General features: G+C 75.6%; 1 protein-coding gene. It reads right to left on the bottom strand.

All coding sequences use genetic code 11. The features are described 5' to 3' along the window. Positions 1 to 13: 13 nt before the first annotated feature. Entirely contained in the window at positions 14 to 26,137 is a 26,124-nt protein-coding gene (locus AB0G32_RS35595; RefSeq protein ID WP_361173349.1) for a hypothetical protein, read from the bottom strand. Positions 26,138 to 26,196: the final 59 nt, after the last annotated feature.

Below are 26,196 nucleotides of genomic sequence, written 5' to 3'. Positions count from 1 at the left end.
TTCCGAGAAGGGGTCAGTCGTCGTCCGCGGCGGGCGGTACGGACGAGAAGCGGTCGCCGTCGAAGTACAGGATCAGCGCGGTGCCGTCCTGCGGTCCGAAGTCGCGGGTCGTCGCGCCGGGGCCCAGCACCCGCACCGGCCGTCCGGTCCGCCGAGCCACCAGCGCGGCCAGGGTGGCCACGTAGTCGGGGGTGTCCGGGGCGGCCAGCAGCAGTTCGAGGCGCTCGGCGTCGGTCAAACCGGCGTCCCTGACGGTCACTTGGCCATTCTGGAGGATCGACTGCGCGCGCAGTGACTCGGTGAGCGCACCGATGCGGTCCAGATCGTCGACGGTGACCAACCTGTCACCGTCCGGGAGCGGCGCGTCGTCCGGCGCCCCGCGGGCCGCGACGTCCTGCCGGGCCCACACGCGGAGCGCGCCGTGCGGATCGCGGGACCGGGTCCATGCCGGGCCGGCGCCGGAGCCGGGGCCGGCGAGCAGCCGGGAGAGGGAGCGGACGAAGGAGTCGGGGCGTTCGCCCCGGGAGACCGGTGGGGCGTCATCGGCACCGGCATCGACGTCGGCACCGGCATCGACGTCGGCATCGATGCCGGTGTCGCTCTCGTCGTCGCTCTCGTCGTCGTTTTCGGTGTCGCTCTCGTCGTCGGTCCTGTTCTCCTCCAGCGCCGCCACGTCCGCCGCCCGTACCGGCGCCGGTCGGGCCCCCCGGCGCGGCCAGCCCGCCGGGGTCCGGGCGAACGAGCCCGTCGGCAGCGCCACCGTTCCGTCGCCCGCCGTCGTCCGGGCCGCCTCCAGCAGAGTCACCACGTCGGCCAGGTCGTGCTGGGCGTCGCGCTGGCGGGTCGCCTGGCGGGACTGTTCGGCCAGCGCCGCGTTGACCTCCCCTTCGAGTGCGGTCAGCGTCTCCCGCGCCGCTTCGAGGGCGGTGATCGCCGCGGCGCGCCGGGCCGTCGCCTCGGTGAGGGTGTCCCGGGCCGCCGCCTCGGTCCGGGTCGCCGTCCCGGCCGTCTCCCGCGCGGTGCCCAGGGCCCGGGCCGCCGCGTCCGCCGCGTCGCGGGCCATGCCGAGCCGGCGCTCGGCGTCCTCGGCGGCGTGCCGGGCGGCGTCGGCGGCCCGCTCCGCCGCCTCCGCCGCCGTCCGGGCGTCGGCCAGCGCGGTCCGGGCCCGGTCCCGACGGGCGGTGCGCGAGCCGTCGCCCCGGGCGTCGGCGTCCCGTGCCGCCTGGAGCGCCGTCTCCGCCGTCCGGAGCGCCGCCTCCGCCTCCTGGACCGTGCCCCGCGCCGTCGCCGCGTCCGCTGCCGCCTGAGCCGCGCGGTCCGCGCGCTCCCGGGCGTCGGCGGTCAGCTCCGTGACGCGGGTGCGCCGGTCGCGGTCCGTGCGCTCGGCCGCGGTGCGGGCCCGTTCCGCCGCCGTACGGGCCCGCTGGGCGGTGTCGGCGGCGGCGCGGGCGGCGGTCAGCTCGCGCTCCGCCGCCGTCACCGGCGGACCGGACTCGGCCACCGCGCGGCGCGCGTCCGGCAGTCGGGTCAGCAGCTCGGCCTCCGTGGCCCGGGCGGCCTCCTCCGCCCGCGCGGCCCCCTCCAGCGCGGTCACCTGGGTCCGTACCGCCGCCCAGCCGGCCTCGGGCTCCTCGTCCCCGGCCCGCTCCGGCTCCCCGTGCGCGTCGAAACGGCGGAACCGCACCCCCGCGTCGTCGCGCAGCGCCAGCTCGACCGGCCGCCCCAGCAGCGCGGCCGTGCCGGAAGCCGCGTACACCGCGCGGGCCGTCCGCTCGGGGCTGCCGTCCACGGCGAACCACAGCTGCGGAGTCCCGTCGTCGCCGCTCGCCCGGACGCCGTCCGCCAGCAGCCCCGGCAGGTCCCGCAGCGGCATCCGCCGCCAGTCCCGCAGTACGTCGTCGGCCACCGCGTCGGCCGGGGCGCCCGCCGCGCGGACCCGGGCGTCGGCGGCGGCGCGGGACAGCGCGGCGCCGTCGAACACCCCGGTGTCCGTGCGGGCGCCGGTGACCCCGAGGCCCAGCACATCGCGCTCCAGCGGGCGCATCCGTACCGTGCCGGTCACATACTGGACGCCGTCCGGGCCGTGCACGGTGATCAGCGCGTCGGCGAGGATCTCGTGGCTGCGGGTGCCGCGCGCGCCCTCGGGGGCGCTGGTGTTGCCGTGCTTGAGCCAGTCCCGGCGGGTGCCGCTGACGCCCGCGCCCGGGCCGGGGGCCTGCGGCTGGCGGGCCAGCACCGGCACGGTGAAGTTGACGATCTGCCGGTTGTCGTCGGTGCTGCTGAGCCCGCCCTGCGCCGCCAGTCCGGCGGTGGCGCCCGCCTGCGAGGAGGAGCCCGCGCTGAACGTGCTCAGCCGCAGCCGGTCCACCGTCACGTCGCCGGTGTCGGTCACCGGGCGCGGCCGGTACAGCTCCACCGACAGCCGGGGCGGGGTGCCCGGCGCGCCCTGGAACGGGTAGGCGCCCGGCATCGTGCCGGTCAGGCCGGCCGGGCCCCGCGGGTGGTCCAGCGCGAGGGCGCCGGACTGGATCAGCTCGCCGATCCGCACCGCCGTGGCGTCGGCCGAGCCGGAGGTGGTGAGCGAGCGCCAGGACCGGGTCAGGGCCGGGGCCACCTCGCCCAGCGCCGCGGCCAGTTCGGCGCCGCCGTCGAAGGCGAACACCGGCGCCGGGCCGTGCGGCACGAAGCGGTCCCCGGCGACCGTGGGACGGGTGGTGTGCCGGGCCACCGGCAACGGCGGCTGCTCCGGCGCCGGATCGGCGGTCTCGCTGCCGGTGAACCGCAGCGCGGCGGCGGTGTGCACGGTGGCCTGCCGGGCCGGCCGGCCGCTGAACAGGTGGGTGACGCGGTCGGCGAGGGTGGCGTCCGCGTCGGTCAGGCTCAGCACACCGTGCTGGAACAGGCTGCCCGGCAGGTCCAGGAGCCAGTCGGCGGTCGGGGTGGCGCGCACCTCGGCCGTCACCCGGTACGGCACCCCCTCGAAGTCCGCGGCGTTGTCGGTGCGCAGCCAGAAACGGTCCTCGGCGGCCCGCGTGACGCGCGCCGCGTTGCCACGGGTGGTGTCGGCGCTGAGCAGCGCGCCCGCCCGGTCGGTGCGCGGACCGCCGGTGGACCGCGCGAACCGCGACTGGAGCTGCACGAAGCCGTCGTGCCGCACGGTGTGCGCGGTCCGGTCGGTCACCGAGGACGGGACGTGGGCCAGGAACTGCTCGATGCCCGCGCCGGACGCCACCGGGTGGCCGCGCAGTTGGCGCAGGGCGTGGTCGTCGGCGTCCGGTTCGGTGCGCAGCGTCACCTCCACCAGTTGCGCACCGCCGTAGCCGAGGTAGCGGAACCGGAAGCGCTGCACATGTCCCGGGCCGCGGCCCGCCAGGGTGCGCAGGCCCGCCGTCGAGGACAGGTCCGCCACCCGGGTCGCCACGCCCGGCAGGTAGGCGGAGTGGCCGGGCCGGGTGGCCCCCGGCGCCGCCGCCTCGACCAGGCCCAGCAGCCGCTGCCGCAGCAGGTCGGTGCGCTGCACCGTCCGGGTCGCGTCGGTGAACTCGGACACCGACAGGACGCTGCCGAACCCGACCTCCCGGGAGGCCGTGAACCGGCGCGGCAGCGGCACCGAACCGGGCACCGGGGCCGGCACGGTGAGCCCGGCCACGTGGGCGAAGAACGCGGCGTGCCGCCGGATCTGGGCCGGTGTGGTCAGGAACCGCACGGCGTCCGGCAGATCCACGGCCACCGTCACGGCCCGGCTCTCCCCCTGCCCGAACGCGTTGCCGACGATGTTGCGCCGCCCGCGCCGGAACGTCACCAGCAGTGTCGCGTCGGCCGTCATCCGGTGCTGGGTGCCGCTCTCGGTGGCGGTGCGGTACGCGGCCGTGGTGGCGCCCAGCGTGCGGGACTGCTCGCGCCGGGCGGTACGGGCGTAGCGCGCCGACGGGTTGAGGGTGCTCGGCCGGGACACCGCCGGTTCGCCCTCCCCTTCCGGCCCCTGCTGCGGCTCGGCGCGGGTCACCAGGATGTCGTCGACTTCGTTGCCCGCCGCCTGGTCGGCGGCCGGGGTCCCCGCCGACGAGGTGCCCCGGACCGCCCGGAACCCGCCCGCCCACTGCGAGGTGTCCGCCGCGCCGCGCTGCTGCGCGGCGCCGTCGGTGGCGCTCAGACCGGTCTCGAAGTACTGCGCGAAGCCCTCCGTCGCCCGGGGCCGCCGCAGCACGCCGCGGATCTCCATGGACAGCACCTCGTCCGCGGCGAGCCCCGGCAGGGTCAGGCCCTCCACCACGTAGGCGCCCTTGAACACCTGGTGGCCGCGGGCCAGCAGGGCGGCGGGGCTGCGCGCGGCGGCCAGCATCTCCGCCGCCACCGTGGTCGGATCGGTGGCCGCCGCGCCGGCCAGCGACTCGCCCAGCGCCCGCCCGGCCCGCGCCACCGGCGCCGGGGTCCGCCCGGCCACCGCGTCCCGTACGTCGTCCAGCAGCCCGCGCGCCGGATGGCCCGGGTAGGTGTTGCCCAGCACCGCCCGGAACGCCTCCTCCAGCGCGGCGGACGCGGGGAAGTCCTCCATGACCGCGTCGTCCGGCAGCAGCACGGTGTCCGGCAGCGGCGCGCCGTGGTCGTCGGTCAGCGCGAGCAGATCCGCGTCGGCCGGCGTGGCCGCGCGCAGCACGGGCGCCGCCGGCGCCGGCGGCAGGGGCGCGTCGGCGGGCAGCGTCCGGTGCGTCGGCACCGAAAGCCGCAGCGTGCCCGGCACCCGGTCCGGCGGCGGGCCCTGCGGCGCGGCCGGCGGGGCGCCGTGCGGTACGTAGGGCTGCGCCACCGTGTCGTGCGCGAACCGCACCGAGGGCTGCTCGCCCGGCCCCTCGTACAGGTCCAGCGCCAGCTCGGCCGGTATCTCGAAGACCTCGCTGCGCTGCCCGGCGCCGCTGCCGATGAACAACTGGTCGTGGCCGACCGCCGACTGCGCGCTGTTGTCGTGCCGCACCTGGTGGCCGCGCACGTAGTCCCCGGTGCCGCCCAGCGTCCACGAGCCCCGCGGCAGCCCGAACGACCCGCCCGCGCCGTACGACACCCCGTACGACGAACCGCGGTGGTCGGTGCCCGCCGCCGACAGCGACGCCACGCCCATGCCCTGGATGTCCGGCAGCACCCGGGTGTGCACGCTCGGGCCCGCGCCGCGCACCGCGCTCAGCACCAGCCGCACCCGGCGCGCCCCGGTCGCCGTCGGGATCTGCAGGAACAGCGGGTGGCCGCCGTCCACCATGGCGTCCGTGGCGGCCCGCTGCCCCACCTCCGAGCGGCCCTGCTCGAACCGGCGCAGGTTGTTCAACTGCGCCTGCACCAGCGCCTCGTCGGGCAGCACCCGGGTGCGCTCCTGGATGTCGCCCGGCAGGAAGCCCTCCCGCCGCAGCCAGTTCTCGGCATACGTGAACAGCGGCTCGGCACCCTCCACAGCCAGCGGCGTCACCGTGGTGCCCACCGACCGCAGATGCTCCAGCTCGGCCGGCAGCCGCCGCAGCTCCGCGGCCGACGGTACGTGGCCCCGGGCGTCCTCGGCGGTCAGCAGCCGCAGGTGCATGCCGCCCGGCCAGGCGTCCGGCGGCGCGAACTCCCGCCGCCCGCCGCCCGGCAGATGCAGCACCAGCGTGTGCCGCACCGCGGCCGGGGCCAGCAGATGGCTGCGGTTGCTGCGCACCGCGTGCATCAGCGCCGTACTGCCGCTCTGCACCAGGTCCTCGTGCGTGCCCGCTTGCGCCGACAGCCGCCCCAGCACACCGCCGCCGGGCCGGTGCGACGCGTCCGGATGCCCCTGCGCACGGTCCGCGGTCAGCGCCGGACCCGCACTGCCGGACAGGGTCAGCCCGCTGCTGAACCGCGACTGGGAGTCCAGCTTCACCACCTGCGTCAGATGGCTCTCCAGGTTGATCTTCCCGGCCACGGTCCGCCGCAGCGGCGGCCCCACCTCCACCTCGGTGCGCAACTGGAACATCCCGATCGCCCGCCCCGAAGTGTCCAGCAGCACCGGCGAGAACACCCCCCGGTCCCGCTGCATCGGCAGCGTCCCGCGCAGCAGCGGCTCCGACAGGAACGTCTCCAGCTCCGCCGCCGAGTCGTCGTCCAGCGCGCTCAGTTCGGTACCGAAGAAGGTCAGCGCCTCCGCGAGCAGCCGCTGCGGCTCCGCCACCGTGTCCACACCCCACACCGGCAGGTCGTCCAGGTCGGCCGCCTCGGGCAGTTCGCCCTCCTCGTCCCGCGCCAGGTGCTGCGGGAACCAGAACGTCACCGGCCCGTGCGTCCGCGCCGCCCCCCAGGTGACCGGCGGGGCCAGCCGCGGGGCGTCCACCCGCACCTCCCACGCCGCCTCGAAGTCGTACGGCTCGGAGGGCTCGTTGCTGCGCTGCGCCGACGTCGTCTGCACCACCGTCGTCACCGACGACGTCGACGAGAGCTGGTTCAGCGTCATCGCCAGCGTCAGCGCCACATCGACCCCGCGCACCGGGATCGCCCGGGTCACCGGGAACAGCCCGGTCCAGGGCAGCAGCAGGGTACGCACCGTGCCCGACGCCTCCGCCGACACCGACTCCTGCGTGCCGATGCCGCGCCGCTCCACCCGTACGTCCCGCTCGGCGCCCTCCGCCTGTCCGTAGCGGGCCGCCGCCACCGGGTTCGCCAGCCGCATCCGCAGGTCGACCGTCCGGTCCCGGCCGTCCACCCGCAGGGTGATCCGGAACCCCAGACTCCCGCGCAGATACGGCAGGTTGAGCACGAGCTGCTCACCGCTCGCCACGGTCCGCAACTGCTCCCGCACCGGATGGGTGCCGGGCGCGTGCGCCAGCCCCAGCGCCGTCATCACCTGCTCGTGCAGCCCGTCGACCACCGCCGGCGGCAGCGGCTCCAGGTACACCAGGCCGACGTTGCCGTCGAGGTGGGCACCGTAGGCGAGGACGTAGGTCGAGGACGGCGCCGGGACGGGTGTGGGTGCGTGTGAGGTGGGCCAGGTGGGGGGTTGGGTGGCGGGGAGGGGGGTGGTGTCGGGGTTGGTGATGGTGGTTTGGGTGGTGTGGGGGAGGTTGTGGAGTTGGGTGTTGGTGTCGGTGATGGTTTCGATGGTGGTGAGGTAGCGGTGGGGGATGGGGGTGGTGGGTGTGGTGGTGGCCATGAGGCCGTTGGTGTGGGTGGCGGTGGTGTTGGGGTGGTTGCGGAAGAGGTGGTCGTTGTCGTGTTGTTCGTCGGGGAGGCCGAGGTAGTGGAGGAGTTCGTGGAGGAGTTGGGTGTCGGTGTGGTTCAGGTCGAGGTGTTGTTGGTTGGGGCGGGTGGGGTTGGGGGTGTGGGTGAGGGTGATGGTTTCGGGGTGGGTGGGGTCGTTGATGAGGTTGATGTTGAGGTGGAATTGGTCGCCTGAGGTGGGGAGGGTGTAGCGGTTGTTGAGGTGGGTGTCGGCGAGTTGTTTGAGGTGTTGTTGGAGTTGGGTGGTGTGGTGGGGGTTGGTGGTGGTGACGGGGAGGTTGAGGGTGTGGTCGCGGACCCATTGGCCGGTGGGTGTTTGGATGCGGCGGATGTGGGCGCGGATGAGGGTGGTGGTTCCGGCGAGGGTGCCGGGGCGGGGTGGGTTGGTGAGGGGATCGGTGTAGGGGTCGAAGCGTTCGGTGTGGAGGGTGGCGGCTGGTGTGTGGGGGCGGAGGTGGTGCCAGGTGTCGGGGTGTGCGGGGTTGGGGGTGGTGGGTGCGGGTTCGTTGTCTTGGGGGTTGCGGTGGGGGGCTGGTCGGTAGCGGCCGGGGGGTTGGGTGCTGGGGGTGTCCTGGGGGGTTCGGGGGGCGTTGGAAGTGGGGTTGGTGGTCGAGGCGGTGGCCGTCGTCGTGGTCGTGGTTGGGGTCGTGGTGAGTGGGCCCGCGTCGCTCGCGCTGTAGTGGTTGCGGCCGGTGTAGTACAGCTCCATCGCGGGCACGGTGGCGTCGGTTCGGCCGTAGGGCAGGACGATGCCCCGGGGACCGCCGGCCGGGGTGGTGACGGTGTCCGACACCGGCTGGAAGACGTGGATCGGCACCCCGAGGGTGTCGGCGAGCAGCGGCAGGAAGGCGTCGCCGACCGGGTTGTCCCACTCGTCCGACCAGTCGCGCACCGCCTCCTCGAGGGCGTCGGCCTCCGCCGTGACCAGCGGCGCGGTGCTGCCGTGGTAGCGGGCGACGAGCAGGTACCGGCGCTCGTCCGGTGACATGGTGGCGAGCGTCGGCAGCGCGTTGACCGAGCGCAGGTAGCCGTACATCTGGCGGTTGCTCGGCGGGGTGCCGGGCGGGGCCGGCGGCGCTCCCGGTGCGGACACCGCCTGGAGGTAGCGGAACTGGAGGTCGTCCGGGTCCAGGTCCTCGGCGCGGGTCACACCCTGGATGTTGAACTGGGCCAGCCGCGCGTCGACCCAGGCCGGCGGCGCGCTGTACGCCTGCGCCGCGAACTGCCCCAGCAGGACACCCCGGAGCTGACCGAGCACCTGCGGCGACAGCGGGCTGCCCGCGCGGGCCGCCGTCAGCCGGGCCAGCACCAGGTCCTGCAACCGCCGGCGCGTGGCGCGCAGGTGGCCGGTGCCCTGATCGGTGGTCGCGGGATTCGCCGCGAGCGCCGCCAGGGTGCGCCGCACCTGGTCCGGCCGGGCCAGCCAGGCGGCGGTCCCCGGATCGAGGGCGGGGCCGCCGGCCCGGGTCAGATGGTGGCCCACCACCTGGGGCGCGCTGCCGATGACCGCGTACAGCAGGCAGTAGCCGTCGCCGGGCGTCTGGACCTGGGCGCCGCGCGGGGTGACGTACGGCGAGGCGGCGGGGGGCGGCGGCGGTGCGGTCGGCGCCTTGCCCTTGCCCTTGCCGCCGGTGTCGTCCTTCGGTTTGGGTTTCGGTTTCGGCTTTGGTTTTGGCTTCGGGGCCGGCTTGGTCACCGGCGCCTTCTTGGGCGGCGCGCCCGGTGTGTGCGTCTGGCCGCCGGCCGGAAGCGGGGCGGGGCGGCCGTCGGGGTCGGGCCGGCGGGGCGGGACGGTGGCGAAGGTGGTGCGCAGCGACTGCTCGGGCGCGGGGGCGTCGTCCCGCACGGCGTCGGCCAGGTCCGGCAGCGCGGCGGTGGCCGCCATCAGGTCGGCGGCGGCCCGGTGCTGCGCGGCGACGGTGGCGGCGAGCTGCGTCTCGCGGCGGGTGACCTTGCGCCCGGCGCGTTCGGCCCGCCGGCCCGCCCGGTCCGCGCGGAGCTGGGCCACGCGCTGGTTCGTGCCGCGCCGGACCACGGCGGCGGCGTCGCCCCGGGACGTCCGCTCGGCCCGGTCGCGGGCCTCTTCGGCGGTGCGGATGCCCTCCGGCGCGATCTCGATGATGCGCCGGGCGTCCGTCAGGGCCTCGCGGTCGGCCGTCAGCCGGTCGGTGGCCTGCTGGATGGCGGTCTCCGCGGCGGTGATCGCCGGGACGGCCGCCCGCACCCGGGGGTCGTCGGCGACATCGGCGGCCGGCCGGGAGGAGCGCGGGGCCGTGCTGGAGGCGGTGGCCGACGGGACGGGCGTGTTCTTCCCGGCGGACTCCCCGGCGGCCTCTCCGGCGGCCTTCGCGCGGTCCGCGCGCACCTCGTTCTCCGCCTGGGTCAGCCGGGCCAGCGCCGTCCGGAGGTCCGCGCGTCCCCGCGTCTCCCGGCGCTCGTTCGCGGCGATGGCGGACGGCAGGGTGGCCGCCGTGCGCTGGGCGTCCGCGTACGACTGCTTGCGCCGGTCGACGAGGCGCTGGGCGTCCTGCGCGGCCCGCGCCGAGGCGACGGCCCTGGACCGGGCCCGCTTCAGCGCCTCCGTCGCCGCCGTGACCGCGTGCCGCGCCCGGCCCACCGCGTCGAGGGCGTCGGCGTGGGCGCGGTTGGCGTGCTGGAGGGAGGCGGTGAGGCGGGCCAGCCGGGCCGGGGTGTCGGCGAGGGTGTCGGCGGCGGCGTGCAGCCGCTCGGCCTCGGCGTGGAACGGCGTCCACGCGGCGGTGAGGCCGGGGTCGGCGGTGACCAGGGCACCGTCGGGGGTGAACTCCCAGCGGCGCACGCCCTCGGCGTCGCGGGTCATCAGCTCGACCGGGCGGTTGCCCAGCACGGCGGCGCGGGAGGCGCCGTAGAGGGCCTGGCCCAGCCGGGTGCCGTCCGGGTCGGCGCCGAGGGCCGCCCAGAGCTGCACGCCGTGGTGGCCCGGCGGGATCGCGGCGGTGAGGCGCTCGGCCAGGGCGTGCGGCTCGGCGTCGGCCCAGTCGGGGACCAGCGCGGGCAGGTCGCGGACGTCGGCCGGGGACTCGTCCGGGGTGATGAGGCCGTGGCCGAGCAGGTCGCGTTCCTCGACCCGGAGGGTGACGGTGCCGGTGACGTGGCGGGTGCCGCCGGGGCCCTCGACGAGCAGGTGCACATCGGCGTCGACGGCGTAGCTGCGGGTGCCGCGGGCACCGCTCGCGGGGGCCGCGGTGCTGCCGGACTTCAGCCAGTCGCGGCGGCTGCCGGTGGTGGTGCCGCCGAAGGCGGACGGCTGGGTCGGGCGCTGGGCGAGCGGCACCGTGAAGCCGGCCAGGTGGTGGTTGGCGCCGTCGGCGCTGAGCAGCTCGGTGAAGGCGGTGGCGAAGGAGTGGTCGGCGCCGGCCGAGGTGCTCACCGTGTCGGTGGTGTTGTGCAGCTGGTCGAGGGTGACGTCGTCGGCGTGGGTGGCGCGGCGCGGGTTGTACAGGCTGATCTCGATGGACGGCGCGGGCGCGGCGGGCGCGCCCTCGAAGGGGCGGGAGCCGGGCATCCGCCGGGTGAGGCCGGCCGCCAGCCGGGTGCGGTCCAGGGAGATGCGGCCCGCCTGGATGAGCTGACCGAGCCGCACCGCGCGGCCCTCCACCGACACCGAGGTCAGCTGGGAGTGCCAGCGGCCGTCGGTCAGCGGCGCCACCTCGTTCAGCGCGGTCTCCAGCTGAGCCCAGCCGTCGAAGGCGAACGCCGGGGTCGGCCCCACCGGGTGGAACATCTGCGCGTCGGCGAGGTACGGGGTGGCCGTCGGACCGGTCCCGCGCACCCGGTTGCGCGGGTCGGTGCCGGACAGGGCGGACGGCGCGGTCACCGAGGCCGGGGCGGTCCGCGCGTTGGTCTCGGTGCCGGTGAAGCGCAGCGACAGCCGGACCGGCACGCTGCGGGTGCGCGGCTGCCCGCGCCGCAGCAGCTCGTCCATCCAGCGGCGTACGTCGCCGCCCGCGTCGGACCAGGCGATGACACCGTTCTGCACCATGCCGCCGAGCACGTTGGGCGGCCAGTCGGCGACCAGCGCCGAGCGCACCGAGGCGACGTAGTCGTACTCCAGGCCGTCGAAGTCGGCACCGTTGTCGGTGCGCAGCCAGAAGCGGTTGTCGGCGGTGGCCGCCCGCCGGGCCGACCTGCTGGTGGCCGCCTGCGGGGTGAACACCGGCGCCGCCCGGTCCACCTTGCCGCCCGCCGGGTCCTGGCCGGGGCGCCGGTAGCGGGTGGTGAGGCTGGCGGCGAGCTGCTTCTGCCGCACCGAGGCGCGGGTCGTGGTGCGCCCCGACGAGGTGTGCGACTGCCACTGCTCCAGGCCCGAGCCGGGACGCGAGGTGCCGCGTACGCCGGTCAGGTCCTGGGTGCGGCGCGGCACCGCCGTCAGCGTCACCTCGACCAGGCGCTCACCGCCGTACGCGTGGTGGCGGAAGTGGAAGCGGGTGGTGGCCCGCCGGGGCGTGCCGTCCGGACCGCGGCCGGGCAGCGAGCGCAGGCCGCCGGTGGAGGCGAGCTGGGCGATCCGGCTGTGCACACCGGGCTGGTAGCCGGGATGCCCGGGGGTGGTGGCGCCGGGCGCCTCCTGCTCCACCAGGTCCAGGAGCGCCCGCTGCACCTGGCCGCGCCGCTCCCGGGGCCGGACCGGGCCGAGCGGGACGGCACCGCTGTTCGGCCCGGACGACGGCACCGGCGCGGCGGCCGGCGTCTGGTACTCGACGACCGACAGGACACCGCCCAGGCCCAGCTGCCGGTCACGGACGTACGTGGACGGCAGCGGCGCGGTCGGCGCCGGGGCGGGCGCCGGCGTCAGCCCCGCCACCGAGCCCATCCAGCGGGCATCGCGCGCGAGCTGACCCTCGGTCATCAGGAACTGGAGCCCGTCCGGCACGTCCACGGCGTAGGTGACCGGGTCGACGGAGCCGGGCTCGCCGGGGGCACCGTTCAGGGCGGTACGGGAACCGGCCCGGACGGTGACGAGGTAGGTGACGTCCGCGACGATCCGGTGCAGTTGGCCGCTCTCGGTGGGGGTGCGGTTGACACCGGTGCTGGCGGCCAGCGTGTCCGCGGTGTCCGTGCGGGCCACGTGGCCGAGCCGCCCGGACGGGTTGAACAGCCCCTTGTACGGCTTGCTGGAGGTCCCGGTGGAGGAGGCGGAACCCTCGGTCTCGGGGCTGGTGTGGCCGGCCGCGTTCTCCGGCCCCGCGGGCTGCGACGGCGGGTTCTGGGTGAGCGTGCCCACGCCGCCGAACTGGTGCGACTTGCCGAGCGACTTGAGCTGCTGCGCGCTGTCGGTCGCCGAGACGCCGGTCTCCAGGTACTGCTTGGTGGTGTCGAGCAGGCGCGGCCGGTGGGCGACGGCCTGGATCTCGATCGAGTACTGACCGTCCGCGGCCGTCCCCGGCAGCGACAGGCCCTCGACGACGTAGGAGTTCTTGAAGATCTCGTGCCCGTGCGCGATCAGGCTGCCCGGGGTGAGCGCGGCGTGCCGGATCTCGGCGGCCCGGGTACGGGTGTCGGTCAGACCGTGGCCGGCCAGTGGGGAGAGGCGGGCCCCGGGCGGCGGGTTCGGCGTGCCGGTGGTGGCCGCCGTGCCGGTGCCCGTGGCCGGGGCCGTCACCGGGAGGATCGGGCCGCCGGCCGACGCGCCGGCCGGAGGCGCGGTCGCCGTCTCGCGGCGGATGTCACCGGCCGCCCGCTGGAAGGCCGACTCGATGGCGGCGGAGCCGCGCACCGTGTCGATCAGCGCGTCGTCGGGCACCCGCACCAGTTCCGGCCGGGGCCGGCCGGCCGCGTCCGTGCCGTCCAGGCGGGCGTGGTCGGTGGCGTCGGGGCGGCGCGGCGCACCGTCCCGGCGCGGCGCGGGCGACGCCGGTACGCCGCCCGGGGCCGGCGGGTGGGTACGGCCGTGCGGCACCGCGAGCCGCAGCGACCCGGCGACCGTCGGCGGCCCCGGGACCGGTGGCCCGGACGGCGTCGAGGACGCGGCGGGTGCGGGCTGCTGCCCGAACCGCTCCGTCGGCTGGGCGCCTTCGTCCGCGTACAGGTCGAGAGCCAGCCGCACCGGCACCTCGAACTCGTGGCTGTCCTGCCCGGAGCCGATGTAGAACTGGTCGTGCCCGGTGGCCCCGCCCACGGTGTCCCCGTGCGTGACCTGGTGGCCGTACTGGTAGTCGCCGCCGAACCCGATCGAGCCCCAGCCGCCCAGCGGAGCGCTGACGCTGCCCATCGGACCGATCGCGCCGCCGTAGGACTCGCCGCGCTGCTCGGTGTCGCCGCCGGCCGCCTGCGCCAGGCCCATGGTCTGGATGCCCGGCAGCACCCGGCGGTGCGCGGTCGCCCGGGTGGCGTCCCGCTCGGCGGTGAGCAGCAGCCGGACTCGGCGCACCCCGGTGTCCGTGCTGTTGGGCACCTCGAAGTGCAGCGCGTGCCCACCGTCGACCATGGCGTCGGTCGCCGCCCGCCGCCCGGTGCGGGAGCGTGCCTCACGCAGCCGGCGCAGATTGTTGAGCTGGGCGTGCAGCCGGATCTGGTGCTCCGGCTCGTGATCGCGGACCGCCTGCTTCAGCCGGCCGCCGAGCCCGGCCGGCGCCGGGGCCGTCGGCGCGGGCGGCAGGAAGCCCTCGCGGCGCAGCCACCGCTCGGCCCGGTCGAACAGCACGTCCGTGCCGGTGACGTCGAGCGGCGCGGCGCTCAGCCCGATGCCGTCCAGCCGTTCCAGCGCGTCCGGCAGCTCCCGCACCTCGTCCGCGGCCGGCGGGTGCCCGGTGGCGTCCGCCTTGCTGAGCACCCGCAGGTCCATGCCGTGCCCGTGGGCCAGCGGCGGCGCCGCGCTCTCGGTGCCGTCCGGCCGGATCAGGGTGACCTGGTAGGTGACGGCGGCCGGTGCGAGGAGGTGGCTGCGGTTGGTGCGGATGGCGTGCATGGTGCCGGCGGCGGAGCTCGCACCGTAGGAGTTGGTCACGGCCGCCGTGGCCTGGCCGCGCAGGCCGACACTGCCGCCGATCACGTGCGCGGCGTCCGGGTGACCCTTCTGGTGGTCGGCGGTGAGCGCGGCGGCACCGGAGCCGGTGAGGGCGAGACCGCTGGTGTACTTCGAGGACAGGTCCACCTTCGAGGTGTTGACCAGGTGGCTCTCCAGGTTGATCTGACCCGCGATGCTCTGCCGCTGCGCGGCGCCGACGGTGGGCGTGGTGACGAGGCGCAGCATGCCGACGGCGTTGCCGGCCGCGTCGGTGAGGACGGGCGAGTAGAGCCCGCCCTCCAGTTGCATCGGCAGCGTGCCGCGCAGCACCTGCTCGGAGAGGAAGTCGGCGACCTGCCCGGCGGCGGCCTCGTCGAGGTCGGCGTGGAACGACTGGTGCACGTGCTCGTACAGGGCCCGCGGGTCGATCACCGAGTCGACGCCGTACAGCGGCAGGTCGGCCGGCGCCGCCGGGGCGGGCAGCGAGCCGGGCGCCGGGTCGGCGGTGGTGAGGTGGCGCGGGAACCAGATGGTCGTCGGCCCGTGCGAACGCGGGGCGCCCCAGCCGTCCGGGGCGGGCGCGGTGGAGGGCGCGGTGGCGGTGGCTGGTGCGGTGGTCGCGGCTGGTGCGGTGACCGCGGGGGCGTCGACGCGGACCCGCCAGCCGGTGGTGAACTCCACCGGGTCGGACGGCTCGTTGGAACGCTGGGCGGAGGTCGTCTGGACGACGTGCGTGACGGTGGTGGAGTCCGACGCCTGGTTGTGGGTGACCGCGCCCGACAGCGTGCCGTCCACGGCGCGCACCGGCGTCGGCGCGCCGACCGGCATGGAGGCGATCCACGGCACCGTGAACGTCCGGTAGGTACCCGACGGCTGCCCGGAGAAGTTCTCCCGGGTGCCGAAGCCGCGCCGCTCCACATGCTTGTCGGGGTCACGCGAGTCGAAGCGGCCCTGGCGGAGCGAGGCCCGCGGGTCGGACAGGGTCAGCTGCACGTCGACGGTGTGGTCCCGGCCGTCGACGCGGACGGTGACACGGTGGCCGCCGTTGGCCCGCAGGTAGGGCAGGTTGAGGGCGAGGCTCTCCCGGCCGAGCCGGTCCCGCACCTGGTCGCGCACCGACTCCGGCGGATCGTCGGCATCCAGGCCGAGCGCCTCGTACACCTGCCGGTGCAGCCCCTCGGTGACGTCCTCGGTGAACGGCTCCAGGTACACCAGCCCGACCTTGCCGTCCGGGACCGACCCGTAGGTGTTCACATAGCTCGACGGCAGCACCGTCCGCGGGGGCGGGCTCGCCGTGGGTGCGTGTGAGGTGGGCCAGGTGGGGGGTTGGGTGGCGGGGAGGGGGGTGGTGTCGGGGTTGGTGATGGTGGTTTGGGTGTTTTGGGTGGTGTGGGGGAGGTTGTGGAGTTGGGTGTTGGTGTCGGTGATGGTTTCGATGGTGGTGAGGTAGCGGTGGGGGATGGGGGTGGTGGGTGTGGTGGTGGCCATGAGGCCGTTGGTGTGGGTGGCGGTGGTGTTGGGGTGGTTGCGGAAGAGGTGGTCGTTGTCGTGTTGTTCGTCGGGGAGGCCGAGGTAGTGGAGGAGTTCGTGGAGGAGTTGGGTGTCGGTGTGGTTCAGGTCGAGGTGGCGTTGGTTGGGGCGGGTGGGGTTGGGGGTGTGGGTGAGGGTGATGGTTTCGGGGTGGGTGGGGTCGTTGATGAGGTTGATGTTGAGGTGGAACTGGTCGCCTGAGGTGGGGAGGGTGTAGCGGTTGTTGAGGTGGGTGTCGGCGAGTTGTTTGAGGTGTTGTTGGAGTTGGGTGGTGTGGTGGGGGTTGGTGGTGGTGACGGGGAGGTTGAGGGTGTGGTCGCGGACCCATTGGCCGGTGGGTGTTTGGATGCGGCGGATGTGGGCGCGGATGAGGGTGGTGGTTCCGGCGAGGGTGCCGGGGCGTGGTGGGTTGGTGAGGGGGTTGGTGTAGGGGTCGTAGCGTTCGGTGTGGAGGGTGGCGGCTGGTGTGTGGGGGCGGAGGTGGTGCCAGGTGTCGGGGTGTGCTGGGTTGGGGGTGGTGGGTGTGGGTTCGTTGTCTTGGGGGTTGCGGCGGGGGGCCGGGCGGTAGCGGCCGGGGGGCTGGGTGCTGGGGGTGTCCTGGGGGGTTCGGGGGGCGTTGGAGGTGGTGGCCGTCGTTGTGGCTGTGGCCGTGGTGAGTGGGCCCGCGTCGCTCGCGGTGTAGTGGTTGAGACCCCAGTAGTGCACCTCCAGGACCCGGCCGGTGGTGGGTGAGCCGACGCGGGTCACGGTGCCGAGGCCGGTCGGGGGATCGGGGCGCAGCACCTCCACCGTCACGTCCAGGGTGTCGGCGAGCAGCGGCAGAAACATCTCGCCCTGGTTGGTCTGCCACGAAGTGGACCAGTTCCGTACCGCGTGCAGCGCGTGGGTCATCTCGTCGTCGGTGAAGGGCCGGGTGCTGTCGGCGTAGGCGGAGTCGACGACGGCCCGGAGCTGGGCGTCGGTCAGGTCCGCCAGCGCGGGCAGCCGGCCGGTGTCCCGCAGGTACCCGAACATCGTGCGGACGCTCGGGTCGGCCGGGACGTCGGTCTCGCCTTCCGCCTCCAGCGCGGCGCGGTAGAGAGCGGCGAGGTCGTCGTTTATGTCCTCCGGCTCCCGCACGCCGTCGATGCCGTACTGCTGGGCGACGGCGTCGAGCTGGGCCCGGTTCATGGCCGCGGTCCGCTCGGTGAACCGCGGCGCGAGCGTGCGTCGTACCTGGCCCACGACGTCCGGCGGCAGCGGCCGGCCACCCTGCCGCGCGTCGCGCAGCCGCCGCTCCGCCGCCGCGCGCAGGTGGTCGGCCGCGATCAGCAGGTGGGCGCGGGCCTGCTGGGCCGCGGCGGAGGTGTCGCCCCGGGTGGCCTGGACGAGCCCGGCGCGCACGGCGTCCGGGTGGCCCAGCCAGGCGTACGTCTGGGGGGCGGTGCTGCTCAGCCCCGGCAGCCGGTCGCGCACCCGCCGCGGGTCGGTGCCGATGAAGGTGTACAGGATGCACCGGCCGTCGGCGGGCGTGGGAACGGTCTCGCCGCGCGGGGCCCGGATCTGGAAGGGCTCGGAGGGCGGTGGCAGGGCGGTGCCGGTGTCCTCGTCCTCGCCGTGCCCCTCGTCCTCGTCGTGCTCCGAGGCGCCGTCGTCCTTCGGCGAGGTGTCCTTCGGCGGGGTGTCCTTCGGTGCTGCCGGGTGTGCCGGCTCCGGCACCGTGAGGGCGGTCTCCGCCTCGGAGTGGCCGTCGTCGGTGGGGGCGGTGCCGTCGTCGGAGGTGCCGGTGTCGGTGCTGCCGTCGTCGGAGGTGTCGTCGTCGTGCTGCGTGGTCGCCGTCGCCGGGGTGTTGCCGGTGGACGGGCCCGCCTCGCGGGGGAGTCCCGAGCCCGGCCGGCGCGCGGGGGCGGAGGCCAGCGTCGTGTGCGAGGAGGGCAGTGCGGCGGGTCCGGCGGCCAGCACCGGGCCGGCGGCGGCGGGCAGCGCGGTCTCCGCGGCCGCGCGCCGGGCGGCGGCGTCGTCGCGGCGGCCGAGGGCGTCGTCCAGGGCGGTGTCGATGTCGCCGAGTCGCTGCGCGGCCCGGTCGTGCGACTCCTGCGTGTCCTGGTGGACCAGGGCCGCCTCGTCGGCGTGCTCGCGCGCCGTGCCGGCGGTGCCGCGCAGGTCCCGCGCGGTGCTTTCAAGACCGGGGCGCCGGTCCCGCGCCGTCTGCAGCGCCGTCTCGTCGCGGGCCAGGGAGGTCTCGGTCTGCCGGAGCGACGTACGGTCCTGGCCCAACTTGTCGCGTACGTCGTCGAGTTCCGAAGCCAGCCGGTCGACCTCGGCGGTGGCCGCGTCGATCCGGGCGGTGAGCCGGGGGTCGGCGGCGGGCGGCGCCGGGTCCTCCGCGCCCGCCGTCCGCGGCGTCCTGGCCGTCGCGTCGGCGGCCTGCGCGGTGAGGTCGGCCAGGTGGGTGCGGGCCGTCCCCACCTGCTCGTCGAGACGCGTCTGCCGGCCCTCGCCCTTCGCGATGGCGTCGGTCAGCGCCTCGACGGTGTCCCGGGCCTCGGTGATGGCCGAGGTCAGTGTGCCGATCCGGCCGTCGAGGTCGCGGACGTCCTGCTCGGCGCGGTCGGCGGCGGTCTCGGCGGCGGTGGCCGCCGCGGCGGTCTCGGTGGCGCCCGTGCGAGCGGTGCCGAGCGCGATGACCGCCGCGGACAGGGTGTCGGCCGCGTCCGGCCGCAGGTCCCTCAGTTCACGTTCGTCGGCGAGCGCCTTCTCGTGGTCGGCGGTGGCCCGGTCCAGGTCGGCGGCGAGGGTCTCGAAGTCACGCCAGGCCCGGTCCAGGGCCGGGTCGCCCGTGCCGTCCGGCGCCGGGACCGTGGCCGGTGTCGGGTCGGAAGGTGTGGTCAGGGTGCCGTCCGGGTCGAACGACCAGATGCGCAGCCCCTCCGGACCGCGGGTGACCAGCTCCACCGGGTGGCCGGTCAGCCGTGCCGTACGGGAGGACCCGTAGAGGGCGAGGGCCAGCCGGGAGCCGTCCGGATCGGTGCCGGTGGCCAGCCAGAACTGATAGCCGTCGTCGGCCGGGTCGAGTCCGGCGACGAGGGCCGACGGCAGGTCGTGCACCGGCGTCGACGCCCACTGCGCCGGCCCGGCGCCGGTGTGCGCGTCCAGCAGGGCCGGCAGGTCGTACACCCGGGGGCGGGGCCGCGGCACGGTGATGCCGTGGCCCAGCGCGTCGCGCTCCTCGATGCGGAGAGTGGCGGTTCCGGTGACGTGCCGCACCCCGTCCGGCCCGGCGACCTCGATGTGCACGTCGGCGCGGACCTCGTAACTGCGGGTGCCGCGCCCCCCGTCGGCCGGAAGACTGGTGCTGCCGGTCTTCAGCCAGTCCCGGCGGGTCCCGGACACGTTGCCGCCGAAGTTGCTCGCGTCCACCGGCCGTTGCAGCAGCGGCGGGGTGGCGCCGAGCAGGTTGCGGTCGGGGTCGTCGGTGCTCAGCACGAACGGCAGGGACACCCCGGCGGTGGTGTCGCCGCCGGACACGCTGCTGTTGCTGTCGAGGGTGACGCGCAGCCGGTCCATGGCCACGTCGCCGCCGTCGGTGACCGGCCTCGGCCGGTACAGCGAAACCGTCAGGGTGGGCGGCTCCGGACCGTCCGACAGCGGGAACGCGCCCGGCATCGACGGCAGCATGCCACCGGTCAGGCGCGGGGTGTCCAGCGTGACGGAACCGGCCTGGAGGAGTTCGCCGAGCCGGACCGAGGCGCTCTCGTCGGACTGGGAGGCGGGCTGGGCGCGCCAGCCGCCGCCGGTCGCCGGGGCCACCTGGTCGAGCGCCGTGTAGAGCTGGTCCCAGGCGTCGAAGCCGTACACCGGCGCGTTGCCGGTCGGGTGGAACAAGTCCGTGTCACTCAGCGGCGCCCGGCCGTTGTACAGCTGCCGGGGATCGACGGACGACACCGAGGGAACCACCGGGGCCCGCCCGTCGGGGGCGGGGTCGGCGCTCTCGCTGCCGGTGAAGCGCACGCTGACCAGGGCCGGCACCCGGGCCTGACCGCCGAGTTCGCCGGCGAGGGTGCGGCTCAGCCAGCTCCGGGTCGCGGCGTCGGCGTCGTCCCAGGTGACGATCCCGCGCTGGATCAGCGCGCCGAGCACGTTGGGCGGCCAGTCCGTGACGTACGTGGAGCGGACCGTGGCGGTGAACTCGTACTCCAGGTCGTCGAAGTCGGCGGCGCTGTCGGTGCGCAGCCAGTACCGGTCCTCGGCGGTGCGGCCACGCTTGTCCGCCTTGCTGGAGGCCGACGCCACCTGCACGGACGGGCCGAGCCGGTCGGTGCGGTCGTCCATGTCGGGGCGGGTGAAGCGGGCCAGCGGATTGCCGGTGAAACGGTGCTGGCGGCCCTCCGCGTGCACCGACGACTGCCCCGCCGCCGTATGCGAACCCCACTGCTCGATGCCGGACTTGTCGCCCGGCACCGCGGTGCCGCGCCGGGCGGCCCGGTCGGCGACGCTGGTCGTGGGGCGGGCCGAGAGGGTGACCTCGACCAGGGACGCCCCGCCGAACCGGTGGTGCCGGAAGCTGAACCGGGTCTCCCGGCCGCCGCGCCCGATCAGCGCCCGCTTGCCGGAGACACTGGTGTGGTCGGCGATCAGGGTGGCGACACCGGGCAGGTAGGAGGCGTGGCCGGGAGTGGTGACGCCGGGCGCGAAACGGTCGACGAGCTGCCGCACCTCACTGTGCAGCCGGTCGCGCTGCTCGGCGGGCCGCGTACTGCTCGGCGCGTCAGTCGTGTCGGTGCCGTCAGTAGTGTCCGTGCCGTCCGTGCCGTCGGTTCCGGTCGGGTCGTCCGTGCCGTCGGTTCCGGTCGGGTCGTCCGTGGTGGGCGGGGCGAGTTCGGTGACCGAGGTGACCGTGGCCAGGCCGAGCGTGCCGTCCCGGACGTACCGGCTGGGCAGCGGCGGACTCTCCCGGTCGGCGGGCGGCACGTCGGCGGGCAGTCCCGTGACACCGCTCAGCCAGCGCCGGTCGCGCCGCAGTTGGCTCTCGGTCATCAGGAACTGGAGGCCGCGCGGCACGTCCACGGCGAGCGTGACGGACGGCGCGGCTCCGTGGCCGACGGAGTTGGCGAAGACGTTGCGGTGCCCGGAGCGGACGGTGATCAGATAGGTGACGTCGGCCGCGACCCGGTGCTGGAGGCCGGACTGGGTGGCGACGCGGTTGGTCACCGTCGTACTGATCAGGGTGTCTGTCTTGTCCGCCTTGCGGTCGTACTGGTAGCGGCCGGAGGAGGAGAGGCGGGACGGGTTGCGGACGTCGGGACCGACGGGCTGCGCCGTGGAGGCGCCGCCGTCCGGGTTCGGCTCCGGATTGGTGGCGGGGTCGGTGGGGGTGGCGGGGTTGGTGGGCGACGACGGACTGTTCTGGGTCAGGGTGCCGGCCAGCCCGAAGCCGTGGGTCTTGGCGAAGCCCTTGGACTGCTGCGCCGAGTCGGCGGCGGAGATGCCCGTCTCCAGGTACTGGTTGACGCTCTGGGTCAGTCGGGGCGTGTGGGCGACGGCCTGGATCTCCACCGTGAGCTGCCCGTCCGCGCCGAGACCGGGCAGCGTCAGCCCTTCCACCACGTAGGTGCCGCCGAAGATCTGGTGGCCCCGGGCCACCAGCGACCCGGGGGAGAGCGCCGCCGCCCGGGACTCGGCGGCCACCGTGGTGGTGTCGTGCGGCGCGTTGCCGGTCAGCGAGCTGCCCAGGAAGCTGGTGAACCGGTTGAAGAGCGAGGAGATCGTGCCGGGCGGCGACGCGGGCGTGGGCGCGCCGGTTGTCGGTGTCGTGGGTGTCACCGGGGTGGTCGGGGTGGTCGGGGTGTCGGCCGTCGCGTCGGGGAGGTCGCCGGTGACGATCCGGTCGAAGGCCTCCTGGAGTGCCGCCGAGCCGCGTACTACGTCGATCAGGGCGTCGTCCGGTATGCGCACCACGTCGGGGCGCGGCCGGCCGGCGGCGTCCGTCATGGCCAGCCGGTCGGTGTCCAGCGTGGTCGCCGGACGTACGGTGTGCCGTGCGCCGGTCGGCGCCGGTTCCTCGGTGGCCACGGTGCGGTGCTGCGGCACCGCCAGCCGGACGGTGCCCCGTACGCCGTGCGGCGCGGGGTCCGGGCCGGCCTCCAGGTCGGCGGGGTCGTGCGGCGCGGCCGCCGGGGAGGCGAACCTGACCAGTGGGTCGGAACCGGTGCCCTGGTACAGGTCCAGGGTGAGCCGGGCCGGCACCGCGAACTCGTGGGTGTCCTGCCCGGTGCCGATGAAGAACTGGTCGTGGCCGACCGTGGTGACAGTGGTGTTCCCGAGCGAACTCTGCCCGGTCAGCTGGTAGTCGCCGCTGCCGCCCAGCGTCCAGTGCGCGTGCGGGGTGGGGATGCTGGGCCCGCCGCCGAAGCCGACGGCGCCGCCGTAGGTGTTGCCGAGCCGGCCGTTGCCGCCGCCCGCCGACTGCGCCACGCCCTCCACCTGGATGCCGGGCAGCACCCTGGCGTGCCGCACCGGCCGCTCCGGGTCCCGGGTCGCCCCCAGCACCAGCCGCACCCGCCGTCGCCCGGTCACCGAGGGGACTTCGAGGAACAGCGGGTGCCCGCCGTCCAGCACGGAGTCGGTCGCGGCCCGCAGCCCGAGCTGGGACCGCAGCTCGGCAAGGCGCCGCAGGTTGTTCAACCGGGCCTGCACCAGCGTCTCGTCGGGCAGTCTGCCGCGGCTCGGCGCGGTCGACGGCGGCGGCAGGAAGCCGTTGTCGCGCAGCCAGGTCTCCGCCTCGTCGAACAGGGTGTCCGCGCCGTCCACCCCGAGCGGTGCGACGGACTGCCCCACCGACTCCAGCGTCGCCAGCTCCGGCGGCAGCGCGCGGACCTCCGCCGCGGTCGGGGTGTGTCCCCGGGCGTCGTCCGCGCTGAGCATGCGCAGGTCCAGGCCGTGCTGCCAGTTCCCCGGCGTATAGGCGGACTCACTGCCGTCCGGCCGGATCAGGGTGAGGGTGTAGGAGACGTCCGCCTCGGTCAGCAGGTGGCTGCGGTTGGTGCGCACCGCGTGCATGGTGGCCGCCAGCGAACTGGTGCCGAACGCGTTCTGCGCCCCGAGCTGGCCGGTGAGCCGGCCGGAGACGCTGCCGCCGGGACTGCGGGTGGCGTCCGGGTGGCCCTTGGCCGTGTCGGCGGTGAGGGACGGGCCCAGACTGCCGGTGACGCTCACCCCGCTGTTGAACGATGTGTTCTGGTCGTTCTTGACGGTGTTGACGAGGTGGCTCTCCAGGTTGATCTTCCCGGCGATGCTCTTGGCCACCGGGGTGACCGGCGTCACCCGGGCGTCGAGCCGCATCATGCCGACGGCCCGGCCGTGCGCGTCGGTGAGCACCGGCGAGTACAGCCCGCCGTCCCGCTGCATCGGCAGCGTGCCGCGCAGCACCGGCTCGGAGAGGAAGTCGGCGAGCTGTGCCGACGCGGTGGGGTCGAGGTCCGCGCGGAAGTGGTCGGCGGCGCCCTCGTACAGCCGCCGCGGGTTCAGCACCGAGTCCACGCCGTAGACCGGCAGGTCGTCGAGGGCGGCCGGGGCGGGCAGTTCCTCGGTGGGGTCGGCGTCGGCGTCCACCAGGTGCTGCGGGAACCAGATGGTCACCGGCCCGTGCGGCTGCGCGGGCCGCCAGTCGGTGGCCGGGGTGGGCGCGGGGGCGGTGCCGGTGGACGGGTCGGGGGCGGGCGCATCCACGCGCACCTGCCAGTTGCCGGTGAAGTCGTAGGCCCGGGACGGCTCGTTGCTGCGCTGCGCGCTGGTGGTCTGCACGACCTGGGTGACGGTGGTGGAGCCGTCCGCCTGGTTGTGGGTGAGCGTCGCGGACAGGCCCATGTCCACCGAACGCACCGGGCCCGCCGCCGCGATGGGCACCGAACCGGTCCACGGCACCGGAATGGTCGAATAGGTCCCGGACGGCTGCGCGGAGACTGTCTCCCGGGTGCCCTGGCCGCGCCGCTCCACATGCTTGTCGGGGTCACTGGTGTCGAGCGTGCCCTGCCGCGCGGACGGCCGGGCCTCGTCCAGGGCCAGCCGTACGTCGACGTCCCGGTCGGCGCCGTTCACCCGCAGCGTGATCCGGTGGCCGCCCGCGCTGCGCAGATAGGGCAGATTGAGTGCCATCCGCTCGGCCGACAGCACGTCCCGCAGCTGGGCGAGGACCGGGTCGCCGTCGCGTGGGGCGGGCCGGCCCAGCGCCGCGACGACCTGCCGGTGCACGGCGGCCACGACGTCCGGCGCGAACGGCTCCACGTGCACCAGACCCACCTGGCCGTCGTGCCGCTGCCCGTAACCGCCGAGGTAGGAGGGCCGGGGACCGTTGTCCGACGGATGCTCGGACGGCGGTGCGGTGTCGCCCTCGGGCGAGGTGACGGTGATGACCGGCGGCTCCGGTGCCGGCACGTCGGTGGTCGTGGTGGTGAGGGGCAGGGGCGGCTCGCCCGTGGTGTCCGGGCCGGCGAAGTCGGTGAGGGTGGTGTCCGGGACCGGTGTGGACGTCGTCGTGACCGGGACCAGTGGGATCGCGTTCGGGTCGGTGGTGACGTCGGCGGGCGGGACCACCGGGGCGGGCGGGTCGGCGCCGTGCTGTGCGGCGACCGGGACGGGCCCGGGGGTGTCGCGCCGGCCGCCGCCGGGGTGGTCGTCGGCGGCGTCGCCCACCAGGGCGCCGATCAGCTGGAGGTGACGGGGCCGCAGCCCGCCGGGCTGATACGTCGCCTCCGGCTCGGGCCCGAGGACGCCCTGGCCGGCGGCGTGGTCGCCCATGAGGCTGGCGGTGCCGGCGCGCTGCGGCGCCGCGGGGTCGAGGCCGCTCTCGTCGCGCAGGCCGAGCTGGTGGCCCAGCTCGTGGGCGAGGTCGGAGTCGGAGATGTCGGCCGGCCACGAGTGGTGGGTGGCGGGCACACCGTCCGCCGGGTCGGTGAGGGTGACGTCGAGGTGCGCCGTCTCGCCGGGCGCGGCGGGGACGACGGTGATGTGCAGCCGGCTGCCGTCGGGGAGCCGGTGGCCGGGGGCGTTGAACACCCGGTCGACACCCGCGTCGAGCCGCTGCCGCACTCCGTCGGCCGCCGGACCGAGCTCGGGGGCACCGGTGACGCGGTAGGTGACGGTCAGGTCGGTGACGGGCTCGCCGTCGTACGTGAAGCGCCGCACGTCGAACGCGGAACGCACCACGTACTGGGTGGCCTTGCCGTCCGGGCCGACGGGCTGGGAGACGGGGTCGACCCAGGTGTGGCTCCGCGGGGTCGGCACGGTGTCGGCCCGCGCGTCCGCGAAGCCCCCGGTCCGGGAGGCGGGGGGCGGCGACGGGACGGGGGTCAGGTCGACGGGGGCGTCCGGGAGCGGGGCCGGGCCCTGGTCCGGCTTCGGGAGGCCGGAGGAGGTGACGGGCGGGGCGACGACGTCCGTACGGTCGTCCTCCGGGTCCGGCTCGGTCAGCTCGGTGCCGTCCGAGGTGATGCTCTGCCCGTCCCAGAGGTCACTCGGGTCGGTGACATCGCTGCCGGTGTCGCTGCTGGTGTCGCTGGAAGCGTCGTCATCGGTGTCCGGTACGGCATTGGACTGGGAGTCTGACTGCGGCCCGTTGGTTGTCTGGGACGCCGGTGGACCACCGCCGGTGGTGGTGACCGGCGTCGGGAGGTCGGAGGCGGCGGGCTGGGGTCCGGTGTCGGCATTGGTACCAGTACCGGTACCAACACCGGTGTTGATGTCGGCGGCGTCGGGGTTCGCGGAGGCCGCGGGGTCTGTCTCCGTGGCGGGGGTCGATGCCGGGGGCGTGGGGGAGGCCGTGTCGTCCTGCTGGCCCGGGGTCGGCGTGCGCGACGGGGTGCCGGTGGACGGAGCGGGGGAGGAGGAGGCCGGGCTGGGACTGCCGGTGGTCGTCGTCCCGGTCGGCCCGGAGGCGGGGGAGGGCAGTGGGGCCGGGGTGGTGGTGGGGGCCTGGGTGCTGGTGCCGGTGCCGGTGCCGGTGCCGGTGCCGGTGGTGGTATCGGTGTCGGTGCCGCCGGGCGCGGGGGTGTCGGCGTCCGACGTCGCGGACGAGGGCTGCTGTTGAGTCGTGTCGGTGTCCTGGACGTCGGCCTCGCCCTGTGGCTGGGACGTCGTGGCGCTGGGGCGGGGCGTGTTGCCGGCGGCGGTGTTTGCGCCGGGCACAGTGTTTCCGGCGGTGGTTGAGTCGCGGCCCGGTTCCGTGTTCCCGCTGGTGGCCGTGTTCCCGTCCATCCCCGTGCTGTCCCCGGAGACGGTGTTTCCGGACGTCGGGCCCGTCTGCGACACCGGGCCGTCGGTCGTGGTCGCACCCTGGGTGCGGACGCCGCCCGGCCCCGGGGCGGAGCCGCCCGCAGCGAGATCGGGACCGCTCACCGTGATGTCGGGACCGTCGATGTCCACGTCGGCCAAGTCGACGTCCAGCGGGCCGTTGCCGTTGATGCCGTCGCCGGTCAGGCCGAGGTCCAGGT

The organism is Streptomyces sp. NPDC023723 (assembly GCF_040639815.1).
In the GTDB taxonomy this organism is placed as follows: domain Bacteria; phylum Actinomycetota; class Actinomycetes; order Streptomycetales; family Streptomycetaceae; genus Streptomyces.
Note: the sequence above shows the minus strand (reverse complement) of the source record. Positions and strands in the feature narration are given on the sequence as shown.